The sequence below is a fragment of the Nostoc sp. genome (genome assembly GCF_036917395.1).
GTDB lineage: Bacteria > Cyanobacteriota > Cyanobacteriia > Cyanobacteriales > Nostocaceae > Nostoc.
This window is the reverse complement of the sequence record NZ_JBALDI010000029.1, coordinates 52183-74964: the sequence shown is the minus strand read 5'-3', so window position 1 is coordinate 74964 and position 22782 is coordinate 52183. Positions and strand designations below refer to the sequence as shown.

Here is a 22782-nt window from a genome sequence, read left to right as displayed (position 1 = left end):
AACAATTCAAACGTTATCAAGCAAAAACTATAGCGAACGCCCAATGAAAATGTCCCAGTCAGGTCGAAATTAACTAACAAAGGACTAGGATTTAGAACCACGACAAGCGACTTAATATACACTCACTTTTCTCATAATCAACTTCGTGCAACAATTAGGAATATTTCTTAGCTAAGTTGCCCTGGGCTGACCATCAGAGCGATCGCTATGACTATTTGATAATGAAAAAATTATCATCAAACCATGACAAAAATTCTTACAACTACAAATTGGTGGTTTGAATATTTTTACATTTAAAGGAAAAGTTATATTAGAGTAAAGTCCATAAGCATTCACTGCAAACGTTGCCATTATCGACTTTTCCGACACTCCCTAAATGCTGCCTGGCTACATAATCAGTCTTTTTACCTTTTTTCTGTCTCCTGTTTCATCTATTACTACTTTAATCGCATTGCCATCTAATGCTTTTTTGAGTTTATTTAATCTTCGTTGTTTTAATTCCTCTACTGACCAATCTGAATTAGCTAAAAAATGATGTAATGACTGTGCAGAGTTTATACTTACGGCTTTCGCTATCTCTGGTAACGATTTTCTTTTGATTGGTGACATTATTCCCAGATGTAAATATTTGAAACACTCATAATTTCTTACTTCTTTAAACAGGTCTTTATCCTCTGCACAATATTCATTTATGATGGCAACTGTTGGGTGAGCATCTCTTGGCAAATGCTTGAGGATTTGTAATTCTACATCCATTGCCCTACTTACCTTTCAGGGTTTTCTTTTTTTATTCTTTTATTCAGAATACCCGGAAAGTGACAGAAGAGGGCTAAATCCCTCTCCCAAGTAGGGAGAGGGACTTATTTTTGGCTCCGCTTCTGGCAATATTGGGAGAAGGGGCTGGGGGATGAGGGTTTTTTCTGTTCATCCGGAAAGAACTACAGTTTTCAAGGTGGACGCGGTTTAGTAGAGACGTTGCATTGCAACATCTCTATTATCGGAAAATCTCACCAATAACCTTAACTAAACGGTAAGGAATAAAAGTTTCTGAGAGTTCTTGTCTAAGTGATGGTCTTAGTTAAGGTTAATTTAGTGTGATTTCATTCAACGACTGTTACCGAAGCCCCTTCATTTGATGGAGGTACACCGGGTAATTCAAGACAGTATCCGGCACCATATACTGTCTTGATATAGCGGGGGTGGCGGGGATCTGGTTCTAACTTAGTTCTCAAGTGGCGAATATGGACTCGAATCGTTTCAATGTCGTCATCGGGATCGTAGCCCCAAACTTCTCTGAGGATTTCGCTGGGAGAAACCGTTTGACCGTGGCGTTGCAGCAAGCAGTGAAGTAGCTCAAATTCCAAGTGAGTCAATTTCACCGTCTCATTGAACCATATTGCCTCAAATCTTTCGGGAACCAGAGTGAGTGAGCCATAGTTGAGAATCTCACTGTGTTTTGCTGCTTGGGGAATGCGGTCAGTACGCCGCAAAAGTGCCCGCACCCGCGCCAGCAGTTCTTCAACTTCAAAAGGCTTGGTGAGGTAGTCATCTGCGCCAGCATTGAAGCCCTCCACCTTGTTCTGAGTTTGGCTCAAAGCCGTTAACATTAACACAGGAATCTCAGAGGTGCGATCGTCGCGACGCAGGCGTTGGCAAACGGTAAACCCATCTACTCTGGGCAACATTAAATCGAGCATGATCAAGTCTGGTTGTAGCTGGAGAGCCAGCGCTTGACCTTTGATGCCGTCTTCAGCTTGACTAACATCGTAGCCAGCCATTTCCAAGTTGACGGCAACTAGTTCTGAAATCGCTGGGTCATCGTCTATGACAAGAATCCTCGGCATTATTAAAAATTATTACTACTTATTAAGGATAAATAACAACCTTTGATAGATACAAAGATTTTTGAATCGATTATGAAAAAGGTTTTAAATCTTACATAAATATTAAGATTAAATGACTGTGAAATCAAGACTCAACTACACGAAATCTTATAGTCTATGATGTGTTATACTGCTCCCTACAATCCGTCTCGGTTTTTACAAAACGGTGTAAAGATGACTGTATACACCGCTTTGTGGGGAAGACGTTACTGGAAAAGTACTACTCTATTACAAGAACCGTATTATCAGGAAAAAATCTTTATTGGTGGCCAAGGTGTGCCAATATTTGGCTTGGTTGCCATCCCTGAAAATGCTCATAGCACGATTATCGGTACTTATGGTATTACTGGAGAGTTAGAGACAGAATGGTTTTTGAGAGTGCTAGGACGTAAGGCTTACGCTCAAGGATACGCTGTGGTGTTATTTGATTGGCGTGCCCACGGCAAAACAGCCGTTTTGTCCCCGACTCTAACTTCCGATGGACTGTATGAAGGGGAAGATTTTGTTCGCATCGCCGCTGCTGCTAAGGCAATGGGATGTCCTGGTAAATTTTGGTTTACAGGGTATTCTTTAGGAGGGCAATTAGCGCTATGGGCGGTGAAGGTCGCTCTTGAAGTGATTAGGGAGCATGGAGATTTAGGACTAGAAGATAGCGATATTGGCGGTAGTATGGTGATTTGTCCCAGCTTGGATTCTGAGCGATCGCTATCTTATCTAGTTACAACGCCCTTCGGCAGATATTTGGAAGCAGGGATTGCACAGAATTTAAAAAAACTGGCATGGCAAATCCATGATGCCCATCCTGGAAGCATTGATCCAGCAGCGATTGAACGGGCGAATAGTATCTGGGGTTTTGACAATGAACTGGTAATTAACCGACTAGGTTTTCCTTCTGTGGAAGCATATTACCAAGCTAGTAGTCCTTTACATATATTGCCACAAATCTCGAAACCAACTTTGATTTTATATGCTGCTGATGACCCACTTTTTGACCCAGCCATCATACCGGAATTACAAGAAGCTTGCGATCGCAATCCGGCAATAGATTTATTACTTACTCAATACGGCGGTCATGTTAGCTATTTGAGTAGTAAAGAGTGCCAGCGCCAATTACAAGATCCTGATGTTTGGTGGGCATGGAATCGGATTTTACAATGGTTGGAGGAAAAACGTAATTCGTAATTTTAAGATATACAGAATTTGGGCTTCCGTTAGTTGTGCTGTATGCAGGTCGGTGATTTTGTTGGAACTTCCGTAGGAATATTAGCGAATAAATCATATCCAGTTATACTTTCAAGTTGTTTTACATTAAATCAGTAAATCGAAATTTTTTTTCACGCAATCAAATTGGATTCCTATATAAGGTTAAGATAGAACTGGTTTAGCAAGATGTTATTGTTCGCTGGCTAGGAAGAAGTTGATGACATTTGACTCTTTTAATTTGCCCCCTGTGTTACAACAAGAAGCCCAAAGATGTGCTGCAAACCTTGGCATTTCTCTTGAGCAATTTATTCTCTCGGCTGTAGCTGAAAAGGTCGAGATTTTAACCGAGCATCTTGACAATCCTGTATTTCCTGAGCTTACTTACCGTCGGGGTGCTAGTGGTTTAGCAGTGCCAATACTGCATGGAACTGGCTTGCGGGTGCAGACTTTGGCAATCGCATCTCAACAATGGGGATTATCTGCGGGACAAATTGCTGCTGAGTATGATTTGAGTGAGGCTCAGGTAAATGCAGCCCTGGCTTTCTATGCTGCTCATCAGCAAGAAATAGATCAGGCGATCGCATCGGAAGTAGCTCTCGAATCAGCTTACAATGTCTAAGCCTCTGTTACATTTAGATGCTGATACATCAATTAAAGCTTTACATTTAACTTTGGTTAATCAGGGTCATGATGTCACCCGAACTCCCACAGATTGGATGCCCTTAGATGCAACTGATGAAACTCAGTTGTTAGGAGCTACTGCTAGAGGAAGGTGTATTTTTACTTTCAATATCCGCGATTTTTTATTTTTGGCACAAAGCTATCATAACCATAATGGAATTATTTTAGCTGCCCAAAATAGTTGGACTCTATCTAGTCTGATTACTGCTTTAGATTGTCTACTTGTAGATACACAAGCTGCTGACTGGATTGGTCAAGTGCGTTGGCTCAATCAATGGCAAAGATAACAATTACGAATTACTAATTATTATGAATCTCTGGCTACCTACACCAACAGATTTAACTTTGTTGCCCGATGAGATTCATGTCTGGTGCATAGACCTTGACCAACCAGAACCACAACTGCAAAATTTAGCAGCGACTCTTTCCAGTGACGAAATGGCTCGTGCTGAACGGTTCTATTTTCAGGAACATCGGCAGCGGTTCATTGCTGGCCGTGGTATTCTCCGAACTATATTAGGTCGCTATTTAGGTATTCAGCCGCTACAAGTTCAGTTTAATTATCAACACCGTGGTAAACCAGTATTGGCAGATGCATTTGCCGATACTGGACTGGCGTTTAACTTGTCTCATTCCCAAGGGTTGGGTTTGTGTGCGGTGAATTGTACTAGCGAAATTGGTGTAGACCTAGAATATATTCGCCCGATGTCTGATCTGGAAGCTCTTGCCAAACGGTTCTTTTTACCGAGAGAATATGAAATGTTGCGATCGCTATCTCCCAGCGAACAGCAAGAGGTATTTTTCCGTTACTGGACTTGTAAAGAAGCTTATTTAAAAGCAACTGGAGACGGACTAGCTCAGTTAGAGCAAATTGAGGTGTCGCTGACTCCTACAGAAGCAGCCAAGTTACAGATATCTGAAGACTGGAGTCTTTTTGAATTAGTACCTGCTAACAATTATGTTGCTGCTGTTGCGGTGGGGAATTTTGGCTGGCGTTTAAAGTGTTGGCAGTATTGATCTTCAGTATTTTAAATCGTTTATTTATCTTCCTGCATATTTCTGACAATTTTTGTCACCAGGTTTCTGGGTACAAATCTAACACTTTTTGCAAGTAGTTTATTCATAAAACCAGGAATGACAATGGTTTGATTCTTCATTAAGGCGCGAAAACCAATTTCGGCTACTGTTTGTGCATCCATCATTTTCTTACCCTTGAGCAACTTAGAGTCAGCCATTCCGGTTCTTTCATGAAAGGCAGATGCTGTTGAGCCTGGGCAAAGAACTGTCACGGTGACACCTGTACCTTCTAATTCATTAGCGATCGCTTCTGAAAAAGATAAGATATAGGCTTTAGTCGCAAAATAAACCGCCATCAAAGGCCCTGGTTGAAAGGCAGCCGCTGAGGCGACGTTTAATATTTTTCCTTCACCTTGCTTTACCATGTCCTTTAGAAATAACTTGGTTAAATGGGTGAGACACACCAAATTTACCTGTAGCATTTCCAATTCACCAGCTAGGTCTGTTTCATGAAATAATCCATAGACACCAAATCCAGCATTATTTACCAGTACATCAACCTTAATATTGGCTTGTTGCAATTCCGCAAAAATTTCTTCAGGAGCTGTTGGTATAGATAGATCCTTAACAATAGTTGTAACAAAGTTTCCGAATTTTTCTTGGAATTTAGCTGCAATTTCTACAAGCATTACCCCATTTCTATCTACTAAAACAAGATTGTAATCATCAGCAGCAAAAAGACATGCTAATTGATAGCCAATTCCACCTGCTGCTCCAGTAATAAGAGCAGTTTGTTTGTTTTGTCCTTGGTATGTTGTATTCATGTAAAAAGGTTGGTGAATTCGACTTTATGAAGCTGCATTACATTTATAGTGGTTCTGGTTCTACAAATAAGTGCGCGTAATATCTGAAGCGACGATAAATGTCTTGAGTTATTATCCTTTCAAGTGCTTATGTGATGCGTTGGATAGATGTAGCGGTACAAACCTAAATTTATGACTTATGCATCGAATAAGTCGGGTATTAAAGAAGTTTGGTTATTTCAGACTGCTAGTGTAGATGCGTGGCGGCTTGTCGCCAGATAACGCTTTTGATTACTCACAAAAGCAAGCGGGTAAAATCAAACTTTTATGCCTGACAATAACCATTCTATCCTTGATCGCTTCTGTCAAGAGGTGAATCCTAAAAATTGGCATTATTGAGTATAAAAAACAGGGCAATTAGATTGCCACTATTGGTGTATGAGTTGTTGCTGGCATCTGAAATATTGACTATTAAGTAGTACTGAGTTCTCAAGAACATGGACTTAACAAAACACTAAACTTATGTTTTTTGGATTGTGTTACGGCTTCTGTAACGCACCGAAAATATTCAGGATGGTGCGTTACGTTTCTAACGCAACACCCCTTACAAAAGTTGTGAATTCCTAAGCGATATTTAAGAAGCCACTTTGAATCAAGTAGGCGGTATAAGTCATAAACAATTGAGAGTTAATGGGAGGACAAACAATAGAACTGCCTGCTAGTGCATGAAGGGTATCTTGGCAGCTAATATGGGGTCTTCGAGCTTGTAGGTACAAATCAGGAATAGTCAGTTGTTCATCAGACCAGCGTTCCAGTAAAAAGGGTCGCAGAGTGTACAAAGGATTGTCCACAGAAGACACATTATTGATTAACTCTGCTTGCCATTCTTCATAGGGAATCATCTTAACTGAATAACCAAATGTGCGTATCCACTCAACTAGCACTTTGAAAGCGGCAGGTTGGGGATGTTGTAAATTGAAAGCTTTGCCTATGGATTCTTTTTGCCGTGATAGATAAACAACGGCTTTACTTACATAGTCTACAGGAGACATATCTAACATATAATCTACATCAGGGAAACTTCCCATTTGTAGACAGCCCTTGGTCATCAAATTGATAAAGTCATGTGTATTACAAATGCCTGTTTTGCTATCTCCTGAAATCAGTGGCGGTCTGTAGATAGTTACAGGAAGTCCTCGGTCACGAGCAATCTTGACTAACTTTTCAGCTACCCATTTAGTTTGGGAGTAACCAAGATAAATACCTTCCCAATGATTGAATTCATCCTGTTCTTTAACAACCTTGCCAGCATAAGCAGTCGATTCAAACACAGCAACACTAGAAACGTAATGTACAGGTTTGACTTTAATTTGACATGCCAGCCTCAAAACTTCTTGAGTTCCTAAAACATTAGCTGCTTTCAGTGCCGAGTAGGGAAAAACATAATTCAACAAAGCACCACTATGATAGATAGTATCAATATTGGCAGCTAAAATTTGAAACTGTTCAGAGCCAACACCTAACAATGGTTGAGATAAATCGCCGACAACAGGAATAATTCTGGAGTTAAATTGTTCCTGCCAAATTGCATACTGTTGCAGATTATTTTTGAGTTTGCTTTTGCCTTCTTCGGTATTAGCAGCACGCACTAAGCAATAGATATCCGCATTAGTTTCCTGTAGTAATTCCCGGATGACAAAAGCTCCTAAAAAGCCTGTTCCTCCAGTTAAAAAGATATTTTTGGGTTCACCTACAGGCAGATTAGATGCAGCGCCGGGATGGATGGTGGGGTCAAGAACAGCCTCGGCGCTTAAATTTAGAACAGAGGGAGCAGCGTTGGCATTAGAAGATGTCTGACGCACAACTTTTGTGTCTTGAACCTGTGAATCTTCTTGCACTTCTTCAGCTAACCGCTGTGAAAGAGCTTCAATACTTGGGTAATGCCACAGGAGCAATGGAGATGGTTGAAACCCTAGCAATTTTTCTAATTTACTTACTAGAATCATTGCTTGGGCTGAATCCAAGCCAGAATTTTCTAAATGTTCTTTAACATCTATTTCATCAGTTGGTACTCCTAGCAACTCAGCTAAGTTAGATATCAAAAATATTTGAATATCAGTTGCTGTAAAAGACTGTTTTATAGTCATTTTTAAATCTCCACTAATGTAGAAGGGACAGGGTGATAGTGACCGTAATAATCGGAAGCTTGCAGTCCTTGAATTTTCAAATTTTGAACACGATACAAAAAGGCTGCACCAGTCATAATTTGATTAGCAACATCAACTACCTGACGATTATTTGCTTCAGACAGGTAGGAACCCCGTACCCAGTCATTGAAACCGCCCATTGCTGGGCCACACCAAATTTGATAATCGACTTCTCTACCTTTCTCACCAGAACTAGACCAACGAGAAGATAATCCTAGATACCAGCGGAAAATCAACGCCATTTTCAGTTTAGGATTATTGACTGCTTTACCCAGTTTTTCAGGATTTTTCTGGGACAAATAAGCTGCTGTTCCTTCCCAGACTTCAGCAATACTCTTGCGGAAAACTTGTTTTTCTAATTTTTCTCTTTCTACCAAAGGAATCTCTTCAATCGAATCATAAGCGCGATATAGTTCAAATAATTTCTGCGCTCGCATGGGGAACATTGTACCCCGTTTGAGGACTTGCAATTTTACCCCCATTTCAAACATATCTGCTGCTGGGGCCATCATCACATCAGCCATTTCTGCTTGAGCTAATAATTTTTTGGTATGTTCACAAGCCCCAGATTCAATGCATGACTGATTAATTGAGCCGGTCATTACATAAGCAGCACCCATCATAAAGGCTGCTAATGCTGATTGTGGTGTACCAATTCCCCCTGCTACTCCGATTCTAATAGGTGTTTGGTAATGATATTGTGCTTGAATTTCATCCCGCAACGCAATAATAGAAGGTAATAAACAAACTAGGGGACGGTTATCTGTATGACCCCCAGAATCTGCCTCGACGGTAATATCATCAGCCATCGGAACTTTAGCTGCAAGGGTTGCTTGTAACTCAGTAATTAATCCCTGTTCAAGAAGTTCTTTGAGAATTCTGGCTGGTGCTGGTTGCAGAAATTTAGTAGCAACTTCTCGGCGAGAAATTTTGGCAATGATTTTATTTTTGATTTCAATTTGATTGGCGTTATTCAACCCCAATCCAGCAACACGGTAATAAACAATGTTGGGGGTCAAGTCGAGAAATGCAGATGCTTCTACTGTTCTCACTTGATATTTGAGGTATAAATCCACTGCTCTACGTTCAATCGCAGGTTCATTGGGACTGTGAATTAAATTAAAGGCGTAAGGTCCTTGAGGTAAAGCTTGTTGAATGCGATTTATGGCTACTTCCAAACGTTCTGGAATTAAACCACCTGCACCAAAGGAACTCAAAATTTGCGCTTTTCCTAGTGCAATGACCATTTCTTCAGAAGCAATTGCACCAGCCATTGCGCCAGTAACATAGGCATATTTCACTCCATGAAAGGAGAGAAAATTGGGATCTCCAAACTGTTGAATGTGGATTGGTGCTGCAAATGTCAGCAGTTCTACTTGTGCTGTTGTACCATTATCACCAGGGGATAAATACCCCTCATTAGTGACACCGATTTTTCCGGCAACTTTCACGATGTAACAGGGTTTATCTAACACCATCAATTTACCTTTGATGGTTTGTTGCTCAAAAGATACAGTTTCTAAAGAACCTTTCCAAACCTGGTTTTTGTTATAAGACCAGGTGGAGAAATTAAGACCATTATCGTGTTTACTTAGCACCGTATCTACGGTTGTCACGGCAGTTATCCCTCTGATTACAAGCAATGGATGATAAAAGCTGAAGGGTGTAGACTCTTTATAGGAGTCTATGTTTTCATACCAATTCTCTATGAAGATGCACGTAATAATTTTTAAACGAACCGCAAAGGGCGCATAGACGCAAAGCGGCTTCCCGCAGGGTAGGGCGCAAAGGAAGAGATGAGTTAAGAATTAGTTGGTGCAAGTTGAGAGAGAATTGGTATGATTTATTAGGATTCGTCGTTAAGCAAATTTTGGGCGCAAGTTAGTTGCAATTGAATGATTTCACTCATTTGTTGACTATAATCTTGTCTAGCTTGTAAAAAAGCAGTGTGGGCTTTAGTTATCTTTGAATTATTAGCATTGAGCTTTTGATACTGAGTCTTATTTAAATCGAACATGCTGATGATGCTACTAATTTTTTGAGTGATGACAGGTGGAGAAGAAAGAGGAATTTGCTGCCCAATTGCGCTTGACTCAGAAGATTGTAATTGTTCTCTCGGTTCAAAACCGTTATCAATGATATTTTTTGGTTTGACTTCTTCTGGCTGAGTAAGGGATGGCAAGATGTTAGGGGAATAACTTTCTTTTGGGATTATTTTGTTGGAAGTATTAAGAGAATCTGTGATTTCAGATTGTTGGATATTAGGTATACTTGGATGCTGTTTTTTGAAGCGATCGCACTTAAGATCCTCAGCCCAATCTTTAACAAGTTTACGATTTTCGTCGCTCAAAATTGTAGCAGCGATCGCTTTTCCACCCAAGGTAACTGTTCTCAATGTTGCTTTAGTTTGATTGGTGGTTTCTTGGACTTTGCTGTACAGTGGTGACAAATCCACATTCACTTGATGACTGAGTAGTTTTGCTAATGCTTTGACTATAGAAGCATGGTCATCCATCCCTCTACGATTCAGAGAAACTGTGAGGTGTTCTTTCTTGCCAAGAATTTTATCAATCCATCGTGAACAAACACTACCTGCGCCTGCTTCTAAAAATATTCGCACACCATCATCGTAGACACGATTAACTAATCGGGGAAAATCAAGCTCTTGGCATAATCCTTTGGCAATGTTGTGAGCGATCGCTTCACTTTCAAGTGCGAGCGGTTGATAATCAGCAGCAGAATAAAAAACAATACCTGGGAGAGTTTGTGATGGTAAAGTGTTTACCTTCTTGATTTCCTCATACTGCGATCGCATCGTCTCACAATGGATTACGTGGTCGAAGGGAGCCGGAAAAGCATTACAACCTAGAGTTTCAATTACTCGCTTACAGGCTGCTTCATCACCAGCAATTAACAATTCTTCTGGTGTATTAATTTGAGTTAAATAAACCCGATTCTCATGTTTAAGACATTCTCTCACCTGGGATGGTGTGGCCATGAGAACATAGGTTACCCAAAAGTTGTTTTGTGAATCAGGAACATCTTTCAATCCCCAATATTCACGCACAGCATTTTTAGGGCCAGATAATCTATCTCCAAAGAGAGGGGATGAGTTTAAAGTGTTACTTCCACCAGAAAAATTGCTCCAAACTCCTTGGGCAGACATCATGCTAGTTTCGCCCAGACTATAGCCAAAGACACATTGTGGTTTGACTTTAAAATCATCTCGAATAATTGTAGTAATCAGTCGAGAATAAGCGATTTCCGTTTCAAACATGGCTAGGGAATCGTCTAGGAATTCTTTTTCAAGAGTTTCTAGTTGCCTGGTGGAAAACTTATGCAAGCTTCGGGGATAAAGTCGCTGATGAATTTCGATGGCACGGTTTGCAAGACTATTGAATATCGTATCATCGTAGACTTTCGGGAATAAGCGGAAGAGATTTTGACCGATACCCACATAAGAATTGACAGCTGCTGGATAAACGTAAGCAACTGCTCCGGTTTTACCCAATGGTTTAGCTGTGAAATAACTTCCTACTGGTGTTTGCCAATCTGTGCCGTTCTCAAAGGCATTGTTTACACCTTTACGGGCAGATTCAATTTCTTTGAGTAGTTCTTTTTTATTACGTCCTGTGATTGAGAAAACGTATTTTGCACCAGAATACTGTTCAAAATTAGCAAATGTTTGACTGGCTGTAGTGGATAAAGAGGAACTAGTTTCGATGGCTTGTTGAAGATTGTTAAGTAAATCTGGGATGTTGGAGTGATCGCTAACTGCGATCGGGAACAGATGAAAAGGCATTTGCTGCAAATATCTATTGTCCCGCTCCTCTTGGCTGGGTTCCTCCGATAAGATTAAATGGGCGTAACTCCCATCTATACCCATACTATTAATTGCTGCTATTCTGCGTGTGGCATCTTTATCGACAAACCAAGGTCTTGATTCCATTGCGACATAGAAAGGGCTACCTTCCCATACTTGCGGTGTTTTGACACCAGACCATTTAGGAGTGCCGGGAATATACCTGTAATAAAGACAGAGAGCAGTTTTGATTAAGCTAGCGATTCCCGATGCTGTACAGGTGTGACCGATATTGGCTTTGACGCTGCCCAATCCACAGTGCAAACCACTTCCCACTTTCGGATAAGCTTGAAGCAAACCTGTGATTTCGGCTTCATCCTCCTGGGGAATGCCACTACCGAAAACTTCCACATAATTAACATCTGTGGGGTGAATATCTGCAATCTGGAAAGCTTGTTTGCAGACATTGCTGATAGCTGAAGCATCAGGCTTTACCAGAGTGTTACTGACAGTAGAATTATCTTGAGCGAAACTCATGGCATCAATAACTGCATAGATGCGTTCATTGTCTTCCTTAGCAGTTTCGTAGCGCTTCAGGACAACTGCACCCGCACCTTCGCCAACCGTCCAGCCATTTGCTTGTTGGTCAAAACTCAACGTATTGACACCCGTATTAATTGGTGCAAATTGGTTGCGGAACAAGACATTCTCCACACCACCTGCCAAATCCACTGCACCAACAACCACTGCATCTACTTCTCCAGTAGTAAGTAGCATTTGTGCAACTTCCAACGCCTTCAGGGCAGAATTTTCGCCAGCCGTCATCGTGAATGCAGGGCCAGTGAAATTCCATAAAGCAGAAATTCGACTCGCCATGATGTTGGCAATGTGACTGACATATTCGCCGATTTCTACTGGGTGATGAATGCTATCTTTGACAATGGTTTCCAGTTGCGCCAGCTGTTCAGCAGGCAAAGAAACTTCTTGCGCGAGTAAGCCATCCTTAACCTGCCAAGACAGATTCCATCTTTGCTGTAGCTGATGTACAGAAAACTCTGTCTCAGCGGCGACAATAACCGCCACATTGCTACCCTCCTGTAGTTTCGCATCTTTCACGGCGCGATCGCTAACTTTCAGGAGCAATAATTGTTGTGGATTCAATTTTTCGATTTCATTCGGTGGGATTTTGCACGATAAAGTATCGATTTCAAAATCTTTGATATATGCTCCAACTGGTGCTTTACCGTCTGTTAAACCGTACTCTTTCAGGACATTTTCTTGGTTTTCTATACCATGCCATCTTTGAGGCGGTAGAGAAGTAAAATGTTGGGTTCCATCATAAATACTGCGTTCAAAAGCATCTAAGCCATTGCAGTTACCGAAAAAGGCATCCATGCCGACAATGGCAATTTTGGCAGGTGGAATAGGTGCAGTTGAATCAACAGATTGTGTTGTAGTTCCTTGTTCTAAAATCAGATGAGAATTAGTGCCACCAAAACCAAAAGCACTGATGGCTGCCCGTTTAATTGGTGTATTATTATCGGGCCATGACGTAGCTGTTCTAACAATTTTGTCAGCAGAAATTGTCCTATTTTCGGAAGCTAAAGGTTCATTAACATTAATGGTTGGTGGAATTACACCATGAGACATACTCAAAATCGCTTTAGTCAAGCCAACCATGCCAGCAGCAGTTAGCAAGTGACCAGTATTTGCCTTGGCAGAACCCACTAGAGGCGCAGCTTGATTTTGACCAAAAAATGTTTCTATGGAGTTGAATTCGGTTGTATCTCCTAGCAATGTGCCAGTGGCGTGACACTCAAGATAATCGATGGTTTTGGGACTAAATTTTGCCTCATGATAGGCTCGTTCAAAAGCTAAGATTTGCCCTTTAGGATTTGGACTAAGTAGATGTTTACCTTTACCATCATTTGAGAGTCCATTACCGCAGATAGTGGCGAGAATATTATCGCCATCTCTGATGGCATCAGAATATCTTTTCAGCATCACCATTCCAACACCATCGGCGGGAATTAGCCCTCTAGAGGACTTATCTAAGGGGCGGCTGATCCCGTTTTCTGGATACCCTTGAACACCGGAAAATAACATCCGCACGAATAGGGAATCTGCACAACTTATGGCTCCAGCTAACATGACATCAGCTTTGTGTGACCATAAATAATGAGATGCTAGTTTAATCGCATAAAATGATGACGAACAAGCAGCATCCAGACATAAATTAATCTGGGAGAGTGAGAAAGCTTGAGCAATTATAGATGCTGGTAAACCAGATATCATCGCATTGTACAAAGACGCTTTAGTTGCACTGGGGACAGCTAAATCAAAGTCTTCATACTGCAAAAGTTCTCTGACAGCAGGTGCGATCGCTTTATGATAAATTGGAGAGAATAATTGATTAGATAATTTTGTCGGGAATGACAAATTACCTAAAATTACGCCGCATTTTGAGAGAACAGTTTGATTACCCCAATAACCACTCTGTACAATTGCCTGTTTAGCAGCATACAATGACCATTTGAAGGTGTTATCTAAGCCAGCAACAAATTCTGATGGGAGATTGTATTCGGAAGGATTAAATTGAAAGTTGCGGATGTACCCGCCTTTGAGAGAATAGGTTTTGTCTGGTGTTCCTTTGACTGGATTGTGAAAGATTGTCGGATCTACTCCGATTTCTTCGACTGTTGCAGAAGATGTTGAATCTTTTTGATTAACAATATTATGCCAGAATTCTTCGGGGTTTTTAGCATCGGGGAATAGACATGATAATCCGATGATGGCTATTTTATCCACTAGTGATATCCTTAAGGTTTGGGTATTAGGCAAGAGATAGAGATATTTAAAACGCAGGATTTACGCTGTTCCCCAAACTTTCAAGAGGCGGTTGCTAAAGAAAAAGCTTACGCATAAGGTAAAAAAGGTGCAGAGAGAAAAAGTTGAAAATTACTAACTTCTGAGTAATTTCATCGACCAAATAATTGCTTTTGCTCCGAGAAGACGTGAGTAGACTTGTCCTTCTCGATTGTGGATGATAAAATCGGCGGTTGCACTACTGGGTGTTTTGGCTTTCACTTCACAAGAAACGTAAAAGGGTTCATTGGGTGGTGTGGTTGCGAATTGTTCATATTTTGCGACTTGTCCAGGTAAGCAACCTTCTTGATGAAAATGCTGTGTCCAAATCCAGAGTGCGTGCATACTTAGGTCAGTTGTATATGGATTTACCCATTGGACTGGAAATTGTCCTTGTTGTTTATCTGAGATTTGTTCCCACAGACATTGTGTAGTAATTTTTTCTGTGGTGATATTTAGAACTTTTTGGATTTCTTGAAAACAGGGACCATGAAATAAAGTAGTTTCTCCATTTTGATAAAAAGATTTGCCAGTGAGAGTGATGATATTATCTGCTTCTAAATTCACCGCATCATAAATTGGGACAGGGGGTATTTCTAGTAATAGTTGGATTTGGGCGCTAAAATGATAAAATGTTTTTCCATCTGCATTTTTACTCGATATTTTGGTGTTGAATGTAATCTGTTGAGCATTAGTTTTAGAAATCTCTTCAACATCTAAAATATATTCACTTGCCAGATTTTCATTAAAAGTAATTCCTTTCAAAATTTTGAAATCTTGAGCAGCAAAAAATCTATATCCTGGATAAAGTTGTTCGCAAGAATCAATCATCCATGATAGAGCGCATGTAGCAGGCAACACTGGATAACTAGCGATCGCATGATCCAATAAAAATGGATTCTCTTCAACTGTCATTCGGCGGCGCATCCGATAGGTGCATAGTTCAGAATCTAACTCCCTAGCCAAGGATACTAGGGGGCTACCAATGACAACTTGTGTATTTTCTCGATGGGCGGGATGCAATTCGTTGACTAACATTTGTGTCCCAGCTTCTACGGGAATCACTTCGATTCCTCGTTCAGTAAAAGCCTTTTTAAGTTCTGGTGACACCATCCCACTATCCCAAGCACCCCAATTAATTGCCACTACATGACATGAGGGATATTGTTGTTTGAAAATATGCCCTGATTTATTGAGAATTTCATTAGCGATCGCATAATCAGACTGCCCAATATTTCCGTAAAAACCTGTTACAGAAGAAAACAAAACTAAATGCTGAAGTTGACTAGGGTTAACGCAAGTAAGTAGATTTTCTAATCCTTGCACTTTGGCAGTGTAAACTTTTTCAAAATCCTGTTCTGTTTTCTTTTCAATTAACTTATCGGCTAAATTTCCAGCGCCGTGGATAATTCCTGTAATTGGCCCAAGATCTTGCACAGCATTGGCAAGTTTTTCTTGTAAAGCTTGCGGATCTGTGACATCGACGCTAATATATTCTGCTTTAGCTCCTGTTTTTTGAATTGCTGCTAGGGTGTTTTTAATTTCGCGGCTGGAGGTAATTTTGTTATATATCTTTTGCACACTCATGGGTGTGGGCTTCTCTCCTTGGGAAAGAAGATTTTCCATGATGCATTTTTTCAATGCTGATTCGTCAGAATTTTGAGCAAAATCTGGCTCGGTTTCTAATAGTTCGGAGCGACCAAGGAGGATGAATTTGCAGGGTTGCTGCTGTGCCAATTTGATAGTACACTCAGCCGTAATCCCTTTTGCACCGCCGCTCACGACAAAGACAGATGATGGACTAAGCTGGGCTGTTTGTGTCATAAATCCTCGTGAATAACTGAATAAATTTGGTTTTTTCTTTCTCTGTGTCCTCTGTGCCTCTGCGGTTTTTTTTAACGAACCACAGAGACGCAGAGAGCGCAGAGAGAAGAGATGAAGGGATTAACCTGCTTTTTAATCGGCGATGAGGGTGACTCGTCCTTGTGAGCTGTAGCCAACTTCACTAATATAAAGATTGGGGTCATGAAGCTCGGCTATGATGTTTTGTACTGACTGTTTGGCGTCAAGTCTGGGACTTAGGTCGATCGCACGAGTGAAAACCTTTGGCCATTCCCATCTCAGGGTTTTGGTTAATCCGAATAAACCAGCGCCGATCGCCCCGAAGTTGACTTTGTACTCTAAGCCAAAAGCGCCATCGAGGTGAGCAACTGTGCAGAAACAACTACGTCCATGACGTGCAGCTTCGTTGAGGGAGGGTTTGAGGTGTTTCGCCATCAAAAATACGTGCTTGACGATCGCCTTTTCCTGTTCGTGATAAGGAATTGTCCCGGTGTGATTTCCGACAAATATCGGATGGAGATGGATGAAGGCCCCAATCGCCCCGCAGTGAGATGCGATCGCTTGCAATTGTTGTTGGAGATGTTCTTCACTCAAGTTTGCTAAGGTGACGCGGGTTACTCCTGTGGGTAACGGTGCTTGCTGGGGGATGAGCGATTGGGGGAAGCTGATAACTACTACTTTCCAGCCTTTCTCAATTAAGGATTCAGTTAATTTATAAGTGGTGAGGGAACCATCATCGGTGATTAAACCGATGTGTCCCTCTGGTAACGTGAAATCCAAATAATCGGGCCGTGGTAAGCTTTTGAGTTTGACGGGATGGCGCGGGATATTATGCTCTAATTCGGGTGGCTGTTGGACAAACTCAGGCTCAAACTTTTTTTTTTCACCTCCAGCTAACTGCTGCAGGTAATCGACTATTTGACCGATGGTGCGGAGTTCTCCGAGTTCTTCGATATTTGGCTTGGGTAAGTCGGGGTACATTTCTTGCATCGCCCCTAAGATTTCCACCCGTTTGATGGAGTCAATCCCTAAGTCGGCTTCCATGTCCATGTCCAGTTCCAGCATCTCGACTGGATAGCCGGTCTTATCACTGGTGATCGCTAGTAGGGTTTGACCTAAGTCTACAACTTCATCAGTTACAGTGGGTTCTGGTGCTGGGTTAAATGTGACAACTAGGCTTGGTTCAGGTGAAGTGACTACCTCAACTACGGGTGCAGTCTCTACTAGAATCTCGGTTGGTTGTTGTATTTCGTGAACTGCAATTTCTACAGAAATACTTTTGGAAGCCTGGGATTGCAGATACTCGACAACTTGACCGATGGTGCGGAGTTCAGCCAGTTCTTCGATATTGGGCTTGGGTAGGTTGGGGTACATTTCCTGTAGCGCCCCTAAAATTTCCACCCGTTTGATGGAGTCAATCCCTAAGTCCGCCTCCATGTCCATGTCCATTTCCAGCATCTCGACTGGGTAGCCGGTCTTGTCACTGGTGATCGCTAACAGGTTTTTATCCAAGTCAACAATATCGATGGTTGCGCCAGATACAGGTGCAGCAGTTGTGGGTGCTGGTTCTGGGGTAAATGCGATAACTTCGTTGACTGGGGGTGAGCTAATTGTGACTACAACCTCGGTTTGAGGTTCTACTACTGGGACAGGTGGCTCGGCTACAGGCTCTACTGTCTCGATAGGGAGTGGAGAGAAGAGATTAGGGAGTAAAGAAGAGGAATTTTCATCCTTTTTAGAAGTCGGGGATACAGGAGTTTCAACTACAGGTACCACCTGGGGAGCGGGGGGGAGAGGTGGGGTAACAGTTGAGCCATTTTTAGCTACTGGTTCAGTTACAGGCAATGGCTGGCTTTCTACTATCTTGGTAGTAGGGGGTACTGGTGCATCAGTAACAGTTGTTTCTGTGGTCAACGGATAGCGTACCCCGTTGCTTAATTTCTCTCTAGGTTGAGTCGTTCCCTCACCTGAGATGATTTGAGAATACTCTTGCTGTATGAGTTGGAAAAAGTTTTTGGTATATTCCAGCTGCTCTTGGAGATATTGCTCATGGATGCGTAGGGTTTCACCTTGTTGGGAGTGAAACTGCATCATGCTGCGCTCTAAGCTTTCCATGACAACTAGCTTCATTTTGGCAGTTTCGGCTGTTGATTTACTTTCACTCAACAAGGAATTCTGCTGCTGCATCAGTTGGAAAAACGCTTTGGCATATTCCATTTGATGGTTGAGATAAGTTCCGTGAACTTGTAAATTCTCGGCTTGATTTTCCTGAAACTGTGTCAGGAGGTATTCTAAACTTTCTAAAAGCTGTTGGTAATTAGTAAGTTTTTCTGGTGTTGGTTGCATCTTAGATTCCTGGGCTGGTTGTAAAAGGGTCACAGGATTCATTTGTTGCTCTGTTTGGGTGATGATATTAGAAGTCACACCGTTGGCGATCGCAGGTATTTTTTTATGTCCGTTAGTCTCTATCACTGCTATAGGTGGAGTTACGCCTGGGCTGGTGAATAAGGGAGCCGCATCAGAATGTTCGGGGGTAGGTAATGTAACTTTGTACCCATCTTGCAAAGCTAGAGCGAAGGCATTTTTCGTTTTTTCGGATCTATAGTTGATGCCGTTTAAACGGACATTTAACGTCTTCTTCGTCTCAATTGGGGGTAGAGTTTGAGGAAGTTGATAAGGATCGAGGTTATTCAAAGCCAGACCAATTACCCGCAACTGCACAACTGCTTCTCGCAAAGAGCGATCGCTATTCTTTTGAGTGCTGGGGTTCAAAGATACGGTGAGATGAGGGCGATCGCCAAGGATATCTTTTACCAAGTTGGTGAGAATTCTCCGCGGCCCAAATTCCACAAAGCAAGTACCACCGGCTGCATAGATATTTTCAATTTCCTGCTTAAACAGCACCGAATTGGAAAGGTGCGTTTCCAGGATTTTTTGAATACCTTGGGGTTCTTTGGGATACTGTTTGCTGGTGACGTTGCTGTAAACAGGGATTTTGGGACTTTGGAACTTGACGGACTTAGTAGCGATCGCAAAGGATTTCTGAGCAAAGGCAATTAACGGTGTATGGAAAGCTGCTGAAACAGGTAACAATACAGCCGTATATCCTTTCTCGTGTAAAGCCTCTCTGACTTTGGCGATTTCTGCGGTAGGCCCAGCCAAGACAAATTGAGTTGGAGAATTTTGATTAGCGATCGCAACTAGGGGAAAATGCCTCAGCACTGCTTCTACTTTGCTGATGTCTTCTTTAACAGCCAACATACTACCCGCATCATGATCCGGGTCTTCTGGAGCCGCCATTGCTTGACCCCTAGCTTTCACTAAGAACAAGTAATCTTCTGTACTCAAAACTCCCGCAGCCCATAGCGCTGTCAGTTCACCAAAGCTGTGTCCCGCCACAAAATCTGACTTGAACCCAGCTTGTTGCAGTATGCTGTACATCCCTGCACTCAACACCCCAATAGCTGGTTGAGCATATTCTGTGCGTTGTAAGGCAGCAATTTGGGCATTTTTTTCTGCTTCCTCAAACACCGGATGAGGAAAAACGATTTCTGAAAGCGGCTGTAAATTATCTTTGAGTAACAAGCTATCCATATAGCCATGAAGACGCCGCATCAAAGGAAAATTCATTACCAGTTCCCGGCCCATCTCCAAGTATTGCGAACCTTGACCAGAAAATAAAGCAACAACTTTTCCACCCAATTCCATACCAGAGGCGCGGTAATAAATCCCTTGGGGATGCTCCCAAGATGCTGCTGTTCCTTTGTGTTTCAGCCAGTCAATGCTAGTTTGCAACAACTTGCAAGCTTCTTCGAGATTCTCAGCTACAAACCCAAATCTGGCAGCAGAGAGGGGAATCTGTGGAGATTTGGACTCCTGGACTAATTGTGCATAGTGTGTTTTTGCTTCAGGTGAACGCAACTTACCTAAAATCTCTTCAGATTTGGTCAGCAATTGGTCTACTGTCTGAGCAAACAACAGCACTTCACTAGCAGGACTGTGTAAACGGTAAGCGTGGTTCTGGTCGGCTTCATATTCTTCTAAGACGACGTGATAGTTAGTGCCGCCAAAGCCGAAAGAACTTACACCTGCACGTCTTGGCGCTTCCCCTTCTGCACGAATCCAAGGTCTGGTTTCGGTATTCAAATAAAAGGCGGAATTTTTAATGTTGAGTTTGGGGTTCGGCTCAGTAATATTAATTGTGGGCGGTAATACTTTGTGATGTAATGCCAAAGCAGTTTTAATCAAACTTGCCGCCCCCGCAGCCGCTTTTGTGTGTCCAATTTGCGATTTTACACTACCCAAAGCGATGTGCTGTTTTTTGTGATCATGTTCGCCAAAGAAGTCTTTTAAAGATCCGAATTCTGTCGGATCTCCAGCCATTGTGCCGGTGCCATGTGCTTCCATTAAACCAACAGTGGCGGGAGAAAAGCCGGCATCTTCATAAGCACGTTCTAAAGCTTTGATTTGACCTTCTTTGCGGGGAGCATAAATGCTCTTGTAGCGCCCATCGCTGGAGGTACCAATGCCTTTAATTACGGCATATATTTTATCGTTGTCGCGTTCGGCATCTTCCAGGCGTCTGAGGACAATCATGCCAATACCTTCACCCAGCATCATCCCATCCGATTTAGCATCGAAAGGTTTGACATTTTCACTGGGAGAAACAGCCGGTGTTTTGCTGAACGATATGAAAGCCATGATCGTGTTATCAGTATCAACACCACCAGTTAGCATCATGTCAGAACGATGCTCAACTAGCTCACTAATTGCCATCTTTAAAGCACCGAAGGAACTAGCGCAAGCGGCATCAACTACGCAGTTCATCCCGCCAAAGTTCAAGCGATTGGCAATTCGTCCGGCGACTACATTAGCTAACATTCCAGGGAAAGCGTTCTCATCCCACTTCACATAGGCGCTTTTGATTTTTTCAACGATTTTTTGCGTATCCTCATCGGATAAACCGCTGCTTTTGAGTGCTTTTTCCCAAATCGGATATTCCAATCTGGCAGAAAGTGGCATTCCTAACTGTTTGGCCATGGCCACGCCTAAGATTACCCCAACAGTCTCACGGCTAAACTCACGTTTTTCACCATAGCCTGCATCTTCCATCGCCTCTTTCGCAATCACTAAACTTAACAGTTGCGATACATCTGTGACTTCCAAAATGCTGGGCGGTATACCGAATTCCATCGGGTTAAAATCTACCTCTGGAATAAATCCGCCTTTTTTACAGTAGGTTTTATCTTCAGTGGTTCTAGGATTCGGATCATAATAATCTTCGACGCTCCAGTGAGTAGAAGGAACATCAGTAATACAGTCAATTTTGTTTACTATATTTTGCCAGTATTCTCGCAAATTTCTGGCTTTCGGCAATAGAGATGCCATCCCAACAATGGCTATAGGATTGTGTTGTAATTGTCTGTTAATTTTGTTAATTGACACTGATTTATCTGACTTCATTTTTTTTTCCTCTATAGACCTCTTCACAGCCTTTTCGCAATTATTGATCAGGCTCTCCAACTCTGCTAAGGCAGTATCAATTGAATAAGCAGACATAGGGCATAGTGAGTACTGTGGATTGTGTAGCTACAGTAATTTCTGTTGCCTACTAATAATGAAAAACTCTTGTTTTGTAAGCAGTTAGCTATCCTATCTCCGCTAAAGGCTTTTCTCCAAATCGACACCACACGACACATACTGCCCTGATAAAGCCCTAGATTTTTAGGCGATTTTTGCACACTGCGTAGGCGTAGCCCGTCGTAGACATCGCACAAAAATGTTAGACAACGTTAGACTCTTGATATTGTGGCAATAGGTCAACCAATTTGGGATTTTAGATTTGCGTTAGCGATAGTGAGTAATCAAGCGTCGTTATGAGCGTCTTTTAGATTTGTTCTACCCAGAATGAGTGGAGGACGAAACAAAAAATCCAAAATCCAAAATCCAAAATCCAAAATCTAAAATTTGCACGGTCAATGACGTTGTTAAAACTGGTAAAATAGTCTTGGAGTGTAATAACTGCTTGACCAGTAAATTCAATCCATTTGTAATGGTAAAGATTTTGAGCAATGGTATCCCACTGGAGCGATGAAAACTGAGGAGTAGCTAAGGGAACAGAAACGCTTTTTTCGCCCAAAATCGTTTGATTATTTAGCTTAATTGCAGCAACGTAGCTGGTGTTCATGACAACGTTCTGTATCTTGATAAATGTCATAGCCAGTTTCAACGTCCAGGATAATTAGTTTATGGGATTTGACCCAGCAAAGTTGACAAGTTCGTTACAGAAAACACACCACCTTTAATCCGAGTTTATGCAACTTGAAAAAGTAATTAAACGATCATAAGGTGATGACAAAGCAGTTATGTTTAGTTATTTTTAATTTAAAAGTCTTAATTAAATAACTACTTTCTATAACTACTTTAAAGCATTGAATTAATAAAAACACTAACATACTTTACAGAAACTAAATCATTTC

The 22782-nt window shown here is 41.7% G+C and carries 13 protein-coding genes; 4 read left to right on the top strand and 9 right to left on the bottom strand.

Annotated features, from left to right (window positions below; genetic code table 11):
• Positions 1 to 387: 387 nt before the first annotated feature.
• Entirely contained in the window at positions 388 to 756 is a 369-nt protein-coding gene (locus tag V7K46_RS11225; protein WP_335113039.1) for a transposase, read from the bottom strand.
• Between the two features lie 344 nt (positions 757 to 1100).
• A complete protein-coding gene (locus tag V7K46_RS11220) occupies positions 1101 to 1844 on the bottom strand; it encodes a response regulator transcription factor (RefSeq protein WP_335113037.1) in 744 nt (247 codons plus the stop codon).
• A 156-nt stretch (positions 1845 to 2000) separates the two neighbouring features.
• Here V7K46_RS11220 and V7K46_RS11215 point away from each other — a divergent pair, with 156 nt between their 5' ends.
• The 4 genes from V7K46_RS11215 (at position 2001) to hetI (ending at position 4784) form a co-directional block, all read left to right on the top strand.
• Entirely contained in the window at positions 2001 to 3065 is a 1065-nt protein-coding gene (locus V7K46_RS11215; RefSeq protein WP_335113035.1) for a YheT family hydrolase, read from the top strand.
• A gap of 238 nt (positions 3066 to 3303) precedes the next feature.
• Positions 3304 to 3705, top strand: a complete 402-nt coding sequence (locus V7K46_RS11210; RefSeq protein ID WP_335113033.1) for a DUF433 domain-containing protein — start codon at positions 3304 to 3306, stop codon at positions 3703 to 3705.
• Complete coding sequence (locus tag V7K46_RS11205; RefSeq protein ID WP_335113031.1) at positions 3698 to 4054, top strand: DUF5615 family PIN-like protein; 357 nt, start codon at positions 3698 to 3700, stop codon at positions 4052 to 4054. Before V7K46_RS11210 ends, V7K46_RS11205 begins: the two co-directional genes overlap by 8 nt.
• A gap of 22 nt (positions 4055 to 4076) precedes the next feature.
• Positions 4077 to 4784, top strand: coding sequence for a 4'-phosphopantetheinyl transferase HetI (gene hetI / locus V7K46_RS11200; protein ID WP_335113029.1), 708 nt, complete (start codon positions 4077 to 4079; stop codon positions 4782 to 4784).
• 20 nt (positions 4785 to 4804) lie between these two features.
• On the opposite strand, the gene V7K46_RS11195 is transcribed toward hetI, so the two are convergent.
• The 7 genes from V7K46_RS11195 to V7K46_RS11165 form a co-directional block, all read right to left on the bottom strand.
• Entirely contained in the window at positions 4805 to 5608 is an 804-nt protein-coding gene (locus V7K46_RS11195; RefSeq protein WP_335113027.1) for an SDR family NAD(P)-dependent oxidoreductase, read from the bottom strand.
• Positions 5609 to 6210: 602 nt separating this feature from the next.
• Positions 6211 to 7734 carry a thioester reductase domain-containing protein gene (locus V7K46_RS11190; protein ID WP_335113025.1) on the bottom strand — a complete coding sequence of 508 codons (1524 nt, stop codon included), beginning with the start codon at positions 7732 to 7734 and terminating at the stop codon, positions 6211 to 6213.
• 2 nt (positions 7735 to 7736) lie between these two features.
• Positions 7737 to 9410: a PfaD family polyunsaturated fatty acid/polyketide biosynthesis protein gene (locus tag V7K46_RS11185; protein WP_335113023.1), complete on the bottom strand. Its 1674-nt coding sequence runs from the start codon at positions 9408 to 9410 to the stop codon at positions 7737 to 7739.
• A 230-nt stretch (positions 9411 to 9640) separates the two neighbouring features.
• Positions 9641 to 14404 (bottom strand): PfaB family protein, encoded by a 4764-nt coding sequence (locus V7K46_RS11180; protein WP_335113021.1) that lies wholly within the window; start codon positions 14402 to 14404, stop codon positions 9641 to 9643.
• A 153-nt stretch (positions 14405 to 14557) separates the two neighbouring features.
• Positions 14558 to 16285 (bottom strand): SDR family NAD(P)-dependent oxidoreductase, encoded by a 1728-nt coding sequence (locus V7K46_RS11175; RefSeq protein WP_335113019.1) that lies wholly within the window; start codon positions 16283 to 16285, stop codon positions 14558 to 14560.
• Positions 16286 to 16417: 132 nt separating this feature from the next.
• A complete protein-coding gene (locus tag V7K46_RS11170) occupies positions 16418 to 21862 on the bottom strand; it encodes a beta-ketoacyl synthase N-terminal-like domain-containing protein (RefSeq protein WP_335113017.1) in 5445 nt (1814 codons plus the stop codon).
• Positions 21863 to 22190: 328 nt separating this feature from the next.
• The gene (locus tag V7K46_RS11165; RefSeq protein ID WP_335113015.1) at positions 22191 to 22520 is read right to left on the bottom strand and encodes a hypothetical protein; all 330 of its coding nucleotides are present in this window, start codon (positions 22518 to 22520) and stop codon (positions 22191 to 22193) included.
• Positions 22521 to 22782: the final 262 nt, after the last annotated feature.